This is a genomic window from Chthoniobacterales bacterium, assembly GCA_018883245.1.
Classification (GTDB): domain Bacteria; phylum Verrucomicrobiota; class Verrucomicrobiia; order Chthoniobacterales; family JACTMZ01; genus JACTMZ01.
In genome coordinates this window covers 17,711-31,140 of record VEQL01000033.1, presented here as the reverse complement: position 1 = coordinate 31,140, position 13,430 = coordinate 17,711, and the positions used below count along the sequence as shown (strand labels likewise).

9 protein-coding genes are annotated in these 13,430 nt (G+C 61.5%); 2 read left to right on the top strand and 7 right to left on the bottom strand.

The features are described 5' to 3' along the window. The 6 genes from FGM15_10805 to FGM15_10780 form a co-directional block, all read right to left on the bottom strand. On the bottom strand, positions 1–2,966 hold a 2,966-nt coding region (locus FGM15_10805; protein MBU3666347.1), incomplete at its 3' end, for a hypothetical protein. A gap of 1,148 nt (positions 2,967–4,114) precedes the next feature. Further along, a complete protein-coding gene (locus tag FGM15_10800; protein MBU3666346.1) occupies positions 4,115–4,909 on the bottom strand; it encodes a hypothetical protein in 795 nt (264 codons plus the stop codon). Positions 4,910–5,012: 103 nt separating this feature from the next. Further along, a complete protein-coding gene (locus tag FGM15_10795) occupies positions 5,013–6,578 on the bottom strand; it encodes a tetratricopeptide repeat protein (GenBank protein MBU3666345.1) in 1,566 nt (521 codons plus the stop codon). A 39-nt stretch (positions 6,579–6,617) separates the two neighbouring features. Further along, entirely contained in the window at positions 6,618–8,090 is a 1,473-nt protein-coding gene (gene xylB, locus FGM15_10790) for a xylulokinase (GenBank protein MBU3666344.1), read from the bottom strand. Further along, positions 8,081–9,394 carry a xylose isomerase gene (gene xylA / locus FGM15_10785; GenBank protein ID MBU3666343.1) on the bottom strand — a complete coding sequence of 438 codons (1,314 nt, stop codon included), beginning with the start codon at positions 9,392–9,394 and terminating at the stop codon, positions 8,081–8,083. Before xylA ends, xylB begins: the two co-directional genes overlap by 10 nt. A gap of 366 nt (positions 9,395–9,760) precedes the next feature. Further along, positions 9,761–10,234, bottom strand: coding sequence for a CYTH domain-containing protein (locus FGM15_10780; GenBank protein MBU3666342.1), 474 nt, complete (start codon positions 10,232–10,234; stop codon positions 9,761–9,763). Positions 10,235–10,326: 92 nt separating this feature from the next. Here FGM15_10780 and FGM15_10775 point away from each other — a divergent pair, with 92 nt between their 5' ends. Next, positions 10,327–10,677, top strand: coding sequence for a DUF1622 domain-containing protein (locus tag FGM15_10775; protein MBU3666341.1), 351 nt, complete (start codon positions 10,327–10,329; stop codon positions 10,675–10,677). Further along, complete coding sequence (locus FGM15_10770) at positions 10,653–11,456, top strand: rhomboid family intramembrane serine protease (protein MBU3666340.1); 804 nt, start codon at positions 10,653–10,655, stop codon at positions 11,454–11,456. Before FGM15_10775 ends, FGM15_10770 begins: the two co-directional genes overlap by 25 nt. Positions 11,457–11,465: 9 nt before the next feature. On the opposite strand, the gene FGM15_10765 is transcribed toward FGM15_10770, so the two are convergent. Next, a complete protein-coding gene (locus tag FGM15_10765) occupies positions 11,466–13,421 on the bottom strand; it encodes a long-chain fatty acid--CoA ligase (protein ID MBU3666339.1) in 1,956 nt (651 codons plus the stop codon). Positions 13,422–13,430 lie beyond the last annotated feature (9 nt).

Genomic DNA, 13,430 nt, shown 5'->3' with positions numbered 1-13,430 from the left:
GCGTAAACCAGTGTCATGTCGCCGCTCACGTTGGTCGAAACGGAGAAGCTGCCCAGGCTGCCGCTGAATCCGGAGAATCCGCTCGTATCGATGGCGAAAGCGTCGGCCGCACATCCCGTGACTGCCTGCGAGTTGATGAACGCCCCAGTGTAATTGCTCGCGCTGTTGAAGTTCGAAGGATTGCTGCCGAGAACGTAGACGGTGAACTGGTTTCCGGACGTGGCGCCGACCGTGACCGTGCCCGTGCCGCTGCCGACGTTGATCTCGTCCCATCCCGTGCCGGCGACGCCCGTGGCGTTCACCAGTTCCCACTCGTAACCGCCGCCGCCATTGAGCGTGAGCGACGAGACACTCAAGGTGCCGGGACTGTTGCCGGGAGCGATCACACCGCCCGAATTGATCGTGACTGCCCCGAGCGTTCCAGCGCCAGACAACACCGAGCCTTTGGCAGTCGCGTTGGTCACGACGACAGCGGCAGAACCCAGTGACGTGTTAACTTTCAGAACGCCACCACTGAGTGCGATTGATCCGCTGTAACTCCCGGCGGTGTTGGTCAGAGCCAATGTGCCTGTGCCACTTTTGGTGAGAGCTCCACTGCCGTTCAGGCCGCCGCCTTGGATCATGGAGTTGCCGCTCGCGACGTCTATGATGCCACCGTTCGCCCCAACGGTGATGCCAGCGTTGGCATTTGCCGTGAAACCCGTGGTGACATTCAGTCGACCGCCGTTCAGCGTAAGCTGATCGGTTGTTCCTGCATCGGGATTGTCGCCCAAACCACTCGCCGCGGAGACGTTGACCGCACCGTTGCTGATCGTCGTCTTGCCTGTGTAAGTGTTCGCGCCACCGAGGGTCAGAGTGTTCGCAGCCACTTTGATCAATGCACCGGTGCCGGAAACCACATTGTCGAGCGTGAAATTGTCCGAGCGGTTGATGAGGAAGGTGCCGTTGTTCGTGATGTTGCCCGAACTGAGCGAACCGGTGGTCGAACCGTTACCAATTTGCAGCGTGCCGGCGGAGACCAGCGTGCCACCGGTGTAGGTATTGCCCGCGGTGAGCGTGAGCGTGCCATTGCCGTCCTTGGTGAGGCCGGCTGTGCTGTTGGTGATCGCGCCAGTCACCGTGATATTTCCCGAACCCCCAAAAGTCAGCGCTTGGTTGGTCGCGTTGATCGCGCCGGAGAGCGTGAGCGTTCCGGTATCGGAATTGATGCGCGCGGCAGAGGAATTCGTGATTGTGCCCCCGTAAGTATTGTTGCCGGAAACGTTGCGGAGTGCACCGCCATCAGCGAGGCCGGTTCCGCTGAGACTCAGCGCCTCAGCACCGACCGTGATACCGCCCTCGAGTTCCGGAGCAGCACCGACCGACACAACCGCTCCCCCTGCCACTGTGCCGAGGGCCGTGTTGTTCGATGCGCGCAGCGCGCCGGCACTTACCGTGGTCACGCCGGTGTAGCTGTTTGCACCGGTCAAGGTGAGGGTGCCCGATCCAAGTTGGGTCAGAGTGCCATCGGTGCCGGATGCAACTCCGCCGTAGGCAAGATTGTCCGAGCGATTAAACGCCAAGTTCGCTCCGGAGGCGATTGACACATTGTCGTTGCCGATTGTTCCAGTCGTGCCGCCTACGCCGATTTGCAGGCGGCCGGCGTTGACCGTGATCGTGCCGCCGATACCCGAGGCATCGCCGGAGAACGACAGCGTGCCGGAGCCATTTTTGGTGATACCGCCCGCACCGCTGAACGTGCTACCAAACCGGAACTCGCCGCCGGAAGCGTTGGAAAAAGTGAGGTCTTTGTTCAGCGTGGCCGAGCCGAGGAAGGTATTCACGCCACTGGTGTTATCGGAAAGAATCGTGCGGCCACCCGAGCCGCTGTTGACCGTCAACGAGTTGCTTGCTGTGATACCGCCACCGGTGCCGGAATACCAAAAAGTTGCGTTGGGCGAACCTCCGCTTGAACCAATGTGGAGCGCGCCATCGCCCGCATTGGCCGAGGAGCCGCTAAGCTTGATAGAACCTGCGTCGATGTAAAAGCCGCCGGTAATGGTGTTTGATGAACTCAACTCAAGCGTGCCGCCTCCGCCGCTATCCAAATAAAATCCGCCGGATCCGGAGACCACATTGCTAAAGCGCAAAGTGCCACCGCTCGCGATGAACAGTTTCGCCGAGAGCCCGGAGTTGTTGTTGGTCACCCTGCCAGTGATCGTGTTTGTGCCGCTGGTGCTCACGCTGGCGATGCTGCGATTGACGCCGTTGTTGCCACTGACGCTCTTGATATCGATCGAGTTCGCGATGGCGTTGGTCTGCGCCGCCCCGGCGCCAAGCTGCAACTCCGCCAGGAATCCATTCCCAGCGCCCCCGATGTTGATCACGCCTGTGCCGACGTAGGCACTGGCATTGCTTAGTATCATGTAGCCGCGCTCGATGTTGAAACTGCTGGTCAGTGTGTTTGATGCCGAAAAAATCGCGGTGACCGTGCCGCTGTTTGTTTTCCAAGTCATTGGCGCGGAGCCTGAAACATCGCCGCGATAGTGCACCGTGCTGTTGCCGAACATGTCGATGAAATTGCTGCCGAGATGGACGTTGGAGAGGTTCAGCAACCCGCTGACAGGGTTGATTTCCAAGCCATTGGCGGTGCTGTTGCTCAATGCCAGATCCAAGGTCTGGGTATTCCCGCTCGCATTCTCGATTTTGCCCGTGCCGCCGATTCCAATTTTTAGAAGGTTCCCTCCCACCGTGCGTGAGGCTGAACCGCTGGAGAAAGTAACGCCGCGAACTCCTGCTCCAGTGACGTCGTTCCATTGGATGGAATCTTGCGAGCCCCCAATGGTAAGCTGTATGTCTTGGTCGGATCCAGTCAGCGTCCTGTTGGAACTGGACCACCAGCGGTCGGGTGCGCCCCAGTTTGTATTGCCGGCTCCGTAATCATTGCGCCAATCCCACACAGTTTGCGCTCTCGCTGAATCGGCCACGCCCAGCAAGGCGGCAAAAATAAACGCGCATAGGCTTATAACACATCGACGCGCAGCAACAGACGCGCAAACAATACGGAAAACTTTAACAGCAACACAAGCGGAGTGCTGTGTGTTGAGGCGAACTGGGGATGGGGAGTTCAGGGGCACGAAATTACGGGGCAAAACGCACTGATGAACGATGGTTCTTAACAGAGGAAAATTCAAGTTGATTGACAAAAAAAAACGGCCGGCAACGGAAAAATCTTTGGGAGTTCCCTCGCATTTTTGCGCTGTGGAAATTTCAATCCGTTTACCCAAGCCATAAGCTCTTTGTTAACAATGCGTTCCGTATTCGCAAAAATTGCAAGTTTCCAGCGCCTCCTGGAAGAACGCCTGCACTATCTTTGAAAACATTTTCGTAGAAATTTCGTTCCGGAACGTCGTCCAGCTATTTTTTGGATAATTACCCCGCTTTCCCGAGCGAACTCGCGCCAATCTTTCAAGATGGGAATCGGGCCATTTTCCTCGCGCTCAACAGACCTTTTCCGCAATCCCGCAACACTCGCACACCCGACCGGGCACCGCGGCGTCTCGCACGCCCTCGCATCAAATGCCGCGCATCTTCCCCGCCCCGGCTCTCCTCTGCCGCCTCCTCGAACGCGCCCTCCCTTTCCCTCGTCGGCTACGCCGCCCACCACCTTCCCCCAATCCCACTCCCACCTTTTGTCGCGGCCACGGATATAGTTGGGAGCCATGCCGCCCAATCCGTGCATAACGCAACCTCTGCATGTTCCTCATCACCCCTCCCACATGCCTACGCACCGCGTAAAAATACTCCCGCCTTTTGTCGCGGCCACGCACGAAGCTGGTAACGTCATTGGCCAAGCTGCACCACAGACATACGCACAACGCAAAGGGCCACACGCGGTCGCACCCCCAGCACCCCCACATGCCTGCAATGATCACATCGCCCGGCATCTCGCCGAACGCACCGTGCAAACTTCACCGGCGACTTTCAACTCCCATCCCTCCCCAATTTCCCGCACCGCCAGAAACCTGCTTCCGATCATCTCCGAGGTCGCGACAAAAAGAGAGGCAACCCGGGTTGCGGGAATGATTGCACGCAAGTGGCGAGTTTCGATGCGAACGTCGAGACCTTTTCCCGATCATGCAGCTTCGTCACCGAAACCGGCAAGTTGCTGTGCAATCCCTTGAAAACTTTTCACCCGCTTTTTCCAAACGCGTTCTCCGAGATATCCCCTCGGCCACAGCGAGCGGGGCAACAAGGGATCAAACGCGACGGCTTTCGACCAAGCCGCGCGCTCGCGCCGGGCCCACTCTTTCAGCCGCTTGGCGGCGCCGGAGTCGTCAAGCGGTTCGCGCGGGCGATCCTCCAGAATTTTCAAGACGGCAGCATACCGTTTGTTGATTTCGGCAAAGTCCCAGGCACCGAGGACAATTTCCTGGTCGGATTCGCCCGCAGCCGGCTGCGCCTCCAGCAGAATGAGGGATTCCACATTGATGACCGCTCCTTTAAGTGCAGCTTGCTCCGTTTCGAGCGGATGGGGTGAAACCCAGACGCTGTGCTGCAAGTAGCCGAAAAACCTCGCGCGGAGGTAGCGTCGCAGTTTGTCACGCTGGGCGGACTGGTCCTCACCGATGTCGAAAAGAACCATGCGCCACCGGCCGTCCCATCGACGGCCCCATTCGCGCACCGGGTCGCGTCCGCCCAAAGCATGCAGCCGGCCCCGCTCGGTCAGACGGTAGAGCCGCACGTCTCGCTCCGTGCCGCCGCGGCGCTCGAGAAAACCTTGGGTGGCCAGCTTATCGACTTGCCGCAGGAATCCGTTGCGGTAAGCCCAGCCCTCGTAGCTCTCGTGAAGGTTGCGAAAAGTCGGACGCATCGCTTTGTCGAGCGTCCAAAGGAGCATGTAGAGGAATTCCTCGGTCTTCGGCTGCATTGAATGGGGTTTATCTGCGACTTCGCTTTGTTATACAACCTTTTGTCGTGGCCGCGACAAAAGGCGGGGAAACACGGCGGGGTTGATCCGCACCTCCGTGCAATTATTGCGCGGCCAGAATCTCGCGAAAGGCAGCAAGTTGCTCGGGCGACAGGAACAAAGCCGCTCTCATCGACGCCTCGTCCACGTAGGCGCGGGACAACTTCGCCGCGACCGCGAAACTGGCCAAAGCCTCCTTCCGCCTTCCGGTTCGCCATTCGCACGCTGCGCGCATCGCATACGGCTCGGCCCATCGCCCGCTGCTTGTCCTCACTGCTTCCTGCGCGGAAGCGAGCGCCGCCTCAAACTCTCCGGCCCGGTAATAGGCATTGGCCATGCCAAAATGCGCCTGGGCGAGATGCGGGTATTGGCGCAAGACATCGGTCCAAAGAGCGGCGGGCGTTTGCCAGATCTTCTGGCGTTGCAGGTTGACCGTGTATTCGAGCAGCAGGACAACAGATCCGGCGACAACAAGGGCGCCAACCGCGAAAGCCGACGAGCATTTGCTTCGCAGCCACGCATAGGAGGCGGAAGCGATCATTCCGACACCGGCCAGCGGCACGTAGAGATATCGATCGGCCATCGGGTGGAACTGCGCGACGAAGTTCGAGGCCGGCAATAGCGCAAGCAGGTAAATCCCGACGCCGAGCGCGGCGAGACGGCTTTTCCACGACAAAAACGCCGCGGCGGCGGCGACCATGACAAGAACCGCCACGGCCAAGGTGGGCGAAATGCCGACGAGAACATCCGGCGTGTATTGCGCGGACAAATCCGACGGCCAGACAACCTGCCGCAGCTGCAATGTCCAAATGCGCGCCTGCGCGGCGAGAAACGAAAGCCATCCACCGGCCAATGGCGCCGGTCCGTTGATGAAAACGCCAGATTGCACCGGGCGCCACGCATAGCTTGCGGCAAGAAAACCTGCCACGGCAACGATGCCGCCGATAAGCCCGGGCAAACAGCGCCGCAACGAACCGTGCAACCAGCAGGCGAGCGCAAAAACAAACGGCGCAGCCACGCCTGATTCCTTGGCCAGCACGGCGAAGAAGCTCGTCAGGACAAGAAAAACGTTCGGCACCCACTGCGGGCGCGTCTGTTTGGCGACAAACAAAAGACCGGCAAGTATCGCCAAAAGGACGAGCAAATCTTCGCGATTCGAGGGCTCGGCCACCGCTTCGACAACGAGCGGATGCAATGCAAAAGCAAGGGCGCCACAGGCAGCGGCAAAGAAGACCGTGCGCATCGAGGAAGCCGGCGCAGGATGTCCGTCCTCGGCGAACGCCGTTCCCCGCCTCGACACCATGACGATGAAAGCAAAAAGCAGTGCGGCATTCAGCGCATGAAGCAAAACGCTCGTCAGCCGGTAGCCGAACGGATCCCTATTCCAGATCGCCGCGTCGAGCATGAGCGAGGCCAGGAGCAACGGACGGTTTCGATCGAGTTCATCCTGCCCGACCACTCGAAGCGTCAACACATCGGCCCAGTGCGAAGGCGTGTGGATGTAATCGCTGTAGAGAACCTGGGCAATCGAATCATAAACAAACCCGCCGCGCAGCGTCGGAAGATAGAGACCGATGACGGCCGCAAAAACCATCGCCGCCGCGAGCATCAGGCGCCGAACATCAGTCATCTTGTCACCCTGTCCCCGCGCGCACCTTTGCCTTTTCTTTCACGAATCGAAGAGGCGTTCGCGAAGGCGGTTTTGTTCCTGGAGCCGTGCAGCGTAATCAAAAGCCTCGCGCGGTGTGACGCGGCTTGCTTCATCGACGGGCGCAAGGCGTGCGGCGAGGTCTTCGATCGACCCGCCTTCCGCAACAGCCAAAGACTGGATTGCCGCACCCAAGGCGGCCCCCTCGGCACTCCGCAGGGTGACGACAGGGAATCCGAAGACGTCGGCGCATATTTGCCGCCAGGTCGCGCTGTTGCTTCCACCGCCCGTGAGACGGATGACCTGCGGCCGGACGCCGAGTTGTTCCATGCGGCGCAGACCGTAGGCCATGCCGAGGGTGACGCCTTCCATGACCGCACGCGCCACATGGGCCGGCGTGGTGTTCGAGGTGTTCATGCCGTGCAGCACTCCGCAGCCATGGGGAAGGTCGGGGGTGCGCTCCCCTTGAAGGTAAGGCAGGAAAATCAGGCCGTCCGCACCGGGCGCAACAGAGGCGATCTCGCGTTCCATGCGCGCATGATCCCATCCGAACATTTTCCGGAAAAGCTCGGTGGCGACTGTGACGTTCATCGTGCAAAGGAGGGGTAGCCACCGGTCGTTGCTATCGCAGAACGCGGCGATCTCGCCCCGCGGATCGACCACCGATCCGTCGGCGCATGCAAAGATTGTCCCGCTGGTGCCGAGGCTTGCGGTCACTTCGCCCGGCCGCACGTTGCCAGTGCCGATGGCGGCCATCATGTTGTCCCCGCCTCCCGCGCTGACGATCACCTCACCAAGTCCCCATTCGCGGCCAAGGTCCCCGCGCAGCACTCCGCATCGTTCGCACGAGGAGCCGACCACGGGCAACTTCGCGTGCAAGCCCTCATCGATCGCCGCGCAGACGGGCTCCGACCACACGCGCCGGCGGACGTCAAACAGCGCCGTGCCGGACGCGTCGCCGTATTCCATGCGCAGCTTGCCGGTCAGCCGGAGGTTGAGAAAGTCGTGCGGCAGCGCCACGTGCCGCAGCTTTGCGAAGTTCGCCGGCTCGTTTTGTTTCAGCCACAGGATTTTCGGCGCGGTGAAGCCGGGCAGCATGTCGTTGCCCGCAAGAGCGATCAACGCGTCGCGTCCGCCGAAGGCGGCACGGATTTCGTCGCACTGGGCCACGGTGGAGGTGTCGCACCACAGTTTCGCCGGGCGGATCACCCGGGCATCTTCATCAAGCGGGACAAAACCGTGCTGCTGGCCGGACACACCGATGGCACCGACTTCGCTTCGGCGCGGGCCGAGCGCAGACAAAACTTCTCCGACCGTCTTCTGCAGCGCATTCCACCAAACCCCGGGATCCTGCTCCATGTGGCCTGACGGCAGCCCTTCCAGCATCCCGTAAGCCTCGCCCGAAGAAGCGAGCACTTCGCCGCTAACGCCGTCCAGCGCGATCGTTTTGAGGCTCTGCGTTCCGCAGTCGATCCCGAGCGCGATCACAAGAATTCGTTGACGATGTTCTCGAGGTATTCCTGCCTGCCCGAGGCGAGTTGCGGTGCGGGCTGCACGAAGGCGACTTTTTCCAGGTCGGCCAGCGAGGCCTTGCCTTTCTCCACTTTCTCGCCCAGCTCCGAGTCCCACGAGGCGTAGCGTGATTTGACAAGCTCCGCGATTCGCCCGTCAGCGCGTAAGGCGGCGGCGATTTTGAGACCGCGCGCAAAAGTATCCATGCCGCCGATGTGGGCGTGGAAAAGATCTTCCGGTTCGTGGGACTCGCGGCGGCGTTTGGCATCGAAGTTGAGCCCGCCGTGCGTCAGCCCTCCCATGTCGAGGACCACAAGCATCACGTCCACCGCAAGGTAAAGATCAGCCGGAAACTGGTCCGTGTCCCATCCGATGAGTTGATCCCCGCGATTGGCATCGATGGAACCGAGCTTCCCGCAATTGGCCGCGACAGTCAGCTCGTGGCGCATGGTATGGCCGGCCAGCGTGGCGTGGTTGGTCTCGATATTGAGTTCGAACTCGTCGAGCAGCCCGTATTCGCGCAGGAAATTCAAACACGCCGCCGCATCGCTGTCATACTGGTGCGTGCTGGGCTCGCGGGGCTTGGGTTCGATGAAAAATTTCCCGGTGAATCCGATCTTCCTTTTGTGATCCACCGCCATGTGCAGAAGCGCGCCAAGATGATCGAGTTCGCGTTTCATGTCCGTGTTCCACAACGTCGCGTAGCCCTCGCGACCGCCCCAGAAGACGTATCCGGTTCCACGGAGCCGGTGGGTGACCTCGATGGCTTTCTTGACCTGCGCCGCCGCGTGGGCGAACACCGGCAGGCTGGGCGACGTCGCGGCCCCTTGGGCATAGCGCGGGTGCGCGAAGAGGCAGGCGGTGCCCCAAAGCAGCTTCTTCCCTGTGCGCTTTTGTTCTTCCTCGAGCACATCGGCAACGGCGTCGAGGGCTTTGTTCGACTCCGCCAGAGTGGCAAGTTCGGGGGCCACATCGCGGTCGTGGAAGCAGTAGAAATCGATGCCGGTTTTTTCGAGAAACTCGAAGAACACCCGGACCCGCTTTTGGGCGTTGGCGACGGAATCGGAGCCGTCGTCCCACGGCATGAGTGCCGTCCCCGCGCCGAAAGGGTCGGCGAGCTGGTTGCGCATCACGTGCCAGTAAGCGGCGGCGAAGCGCAGGTGCTCGCGCATGGGCTTGCCCTCGACCAGCTCCTCGGGGTTGTAGTGCTTGAACGAAAACGGATTTTTCGACCGCGGCCCCTCGTATGCCACAATCGGAATCCGGGGAAAATATTCGGTGCTCAAACGGACGGCATTCTGGCCCTCACGCGCAGCGGTTGACAACAGGTAAATCCCGCACCGCTCATTGCCTCACGCGATTTCCGCCGCGCTGCGTTGCCGCAAACAAAAATTATCCGCAACGCCACCGCGCCAGATTTTGGGATAGGTTCTACCAACTCTTGCGGTGCTTCTGCCTCAGTCTGGCCAGCTCGTCCCATGCCTGCAGTCTCAACGAGGCGGGAAACAAAGGCAAAAACGCGGAGGCGGCGACAAGCCCGTGCCCCTGCTTGGATCGCGGCTTGCGCATCGTTTGCGGGGAAGTTTTGGAGGCGGTTGTTGTCATCATGCTGGGATAGACAGGCGCCGCGCTGCGATGTTCAACACGCCGCGTCACGGCCGCGTCCATGCACCGAACGGATGCAGTGACAACGCAGCATTGGCGTAGCGTGGGTCGCCGGACACCTCGCGCCCGATCCACGACGGCAACGACACGTTCTCATCCACGCGCCGCAATTCCAGCTCGGCGACGATCAGCCCCGCGTTGGCACCGAGGAACTCGTCCACTTCGAAAACACGGCCTCCATGGGGGACCAAGTGCCGCACTTTTTCCACGATGCGGGTTCCGCAGAGCGCGAGCAAACCGTCCGCGTCCTCCGCGGGGATCCCGTATTCGAACTCCGGCCTCCGGATCCCCTGCGGCTCTCCCTTGATCGTGACCCACGCCCGCGCCCCGTCGGTGCGGACCCGCACGGTGTTCCCCTCTCCTGCGCAAATGTAGCCCTGCTGCAAGTGCCGCGAGCCCGTGCTGGCACCGCGCCACGCGTCACCGGCGACAAGGAACTTGCGTTCGATTTCCACGCCCATTGCCGCCGATTGTCGCGGCGGCGGCCGGCCGGGGCGAGCACGGACCGTTTGCGTTCTTGTCGCGGCGCGGGCCGGCGTTCAACCTCCCCGGCATGCCCACCGACTTCCAACACAACATGGAAAACATAGGCATGCTTGTTGATGCCGCCGGCGTCGCAGTCATCGTGATCGGCATCATCGCCGCCACCGGGCGCGCGCTGATCGCGGCGCCACCGCCCGGTCTGGGGCGCTACGCCGCCTACCGCCAGAGCCTGGGGCGCGCCATTTTGCTCGGCCTTGAACTGCTCGTGGCCGGCGACATCATCAAGACCGTGGCCGTGGCACCGACATTGCAGAACATGGCCGTCCTGGGTGCGATCGTGGTCATCCGCACATTCCTGAGTTTCTCGCTCGAGCTGGAAATCAACGGCCGCTGGCCGTGGCAGCAGAAGCCGCGGCCTTGATGAACGGCGAACCCGCAGAAAATTTCTGGCGCGGACTGCGCCGTTGGTGCCCGTGGCTCGACACGCCGGGCGTGCTCAAGGCGGTCGTTCTGCTCAACGCGCTGACTTTTCTGCTTCTCGCCATGGTTCCGGCCTACCGCGAAATGCTCGAACTCTCCCCCGAGGCCGTGCGGCGCGGCGAAGTCTGGAGGCTGGCAACCTACATCTTCATCCCCCAGACGACAGACTGGTTTTGGGCGGTGTTCTACCTGCTCTTCATGTGGTTCCTGGCCGACGCGCTCGAAACCGCGTGGGGGCCGCTGCGGCTCAACGCTTTTTACCTCCTCGGCATGGCCGGCTGCACGGTGGCGGCATTTTTCTTCGGCGGCTCGTCCTACAACACCTTCCTCAACCTCTCGCTCTTTTTCGCCTTCGCCACGCTCGCGCCGGACCACAAGGTTTACCTCTTTTTTGTCCTGCGCCTCAAAATCAAATACATCGCATGGGTCTTCGCGGGCTTCATGCTCCTGCAATTCGCCGTCATTCCGCTGCCCGGCAAAATGGCCATGCTGGCGTGCCTGGCCAACTACCTCGTTTTCTTCGTCCCCGGCTTTGTCCGGGACGCCCGGACCCGCCGGAGCAACACGGTGCGGCTGGAAAAATTCCGCAGCCAGACACCGGAATCCGTCCACCGTTGCCGCGTCTGCGGGCGCACCGAGATCACGCATCCCGATGCCGACTTCCGCGTGGCGGCCGACGGCGAGGAATATTGCACCGAACACCTCCCCGGCCGCGGCTGAGCCGGAGGCTCAGATTTTCCTCGAAGTCCTGGTGTGGCGGAAAATTTCCTCGATGAGGCCGGAATACTTTTCCGTGATGACGTGCCGCTGCAATTTGTAAGTCTGCGTGAGTTCGTCGCCCACCTCGAACGGCTTTGATAGAAGTTTCCACCCGAGGATGAACTCGAACGGCTTGAAGCCCTGCTCACGGCTGACCAGGCGCTTCACCTCCGTGCCGATGAGTTCCTGCACGCGCGGATCGGCGGCCGCGCCGGCGACGTTGGGAACATCGAAACCCTGCCCCCTCAGACCATCGACCGATGGCACGATCAGCGCGCCGAGATTTTTCTCGTCCTGACCGACCACCATGCACTGCTCGATAAAGCGCGATTCGAGCAACTGCGCCTCGATCGGCACAGGTTCGACGTTCTCGCCGTTGAGCAGAACGATAGTTTCTTTCGACCGTCCGACGATTTTCAGGCAGTCGTTGAATGTCACGATGCCGAGGTCACCGGTGTTCATCCATCCGTCGCGAAGAACCCGCGCGGTTCCCTCGGGGTCCTTGTAATATCCCTTCATCACCTGGGCGCCGCGGGCGTGGATCTCGCCCTTGCGCCCGCGCCCGCCGCCGCGCGCGCGAGACCCCGGATACAGGACCTCGCCGGACACGGGATCGACGATGCGTATCTCGGTGCGGGGCCAGAACGGGCCGACCGTCCCGATCACCAGCTTGCGCCAAGTCCGCACCGCGAGCACGGGCGAGGTCTCGGTCATGCCGTAGCCCTCAAGCACAGGAATGCCAATGTAGTTGAAAAATTCGTCAACATGCGGCGGCAATGCACCGCCGCCGGAAACCGTGCCGATGAATTCCCCACCCACCACCCCGCGCAGTTTGCGGAGCACCAGTGCATCCAGAACGGAATAAGGCAGACCGAAAATCGCCATCTGCAGGATGCTGCGCGCGCCCAGGGAAAGCGATTCGATCCATGTGCGGCCCTCGGTGTCCAGTTGCCGCCCCGTGAGAAAAAAACGCGCCGACTGGAACTTGCGCGAACAACGGTAAGCGGCGCGGAAAAGTGCGCGGCGGAGAACCGGAGCCTCGGCGACGTTGTGCAGGATGCGGTTGTAGAGCGCCTCCCACAAACGCGGAGCGGACGCCATCCACGTCGGGCGCACCTTGCGCAGGTCCTCCGCGATGTTGCGGATCGAAGTGTAATAGGTGCAGGCCCCGCGGCTGATCGTCACCATTTCGAACACGCGCTCGTAGCTGTGCCAGACGGGCAGCACGGAGAGCACGCGGTCCGAGCATCCGAGTTGGAACGGCAAGTAGCGCACCTGCGACATCATGTTGTCGTGCGTGAGCATCACGCCCTTCGGCGTCCCCGTCGTGCCCGAGGTATAGATGATGGTGAACAGGTCGGAGCCTTTGATCTGTGCGAGGCGCTCCTCGATCACGCGGTCCCCCGCCGCGCGCAGGTGCCGTCCGCGCTCGATCAGCCCGGACAGCTTGAGCACTCCAGAGTTTTCCGGAGGCTCTCCGTCCATGAGGATGATGTGGCCGAGCTTGGGCAGGGCGATGCGGGCCGCGAGCAAACGGTCGAGGACTTGTCTGTTTTCGACGATGGCCATGGCCGCGTCGCTGTGTCCGACAATGTAGGACATTTCCTGCTCCGTGGTGTCGGCCGCGCGCGGAACATCCGCGCATCCGCAGAGCTGGACGGCCGCGTCGCAAAGCATCCATTCCGGCCTGTTGTCGGCGAGAATGGCGACGTGCTGTCTGGGTTGGAGCCCCAACTCGACCAAAGCGGTGCCGAGGGCACACGCCCGTTCGTAAAGCTCGCGGTAAGTCAGGGGGCAGAACATTCCCGCGGCATCGCGCCGCGCCGTCGCGGGACAACGACCGTAAACCTCGCCAGCGAGCCGGTAGAGATCGGCGATGTTTGTCGCCTCTTCGTAGATCGGACGGATGCGGGCGGCTGGATTCATCGGGTGGAC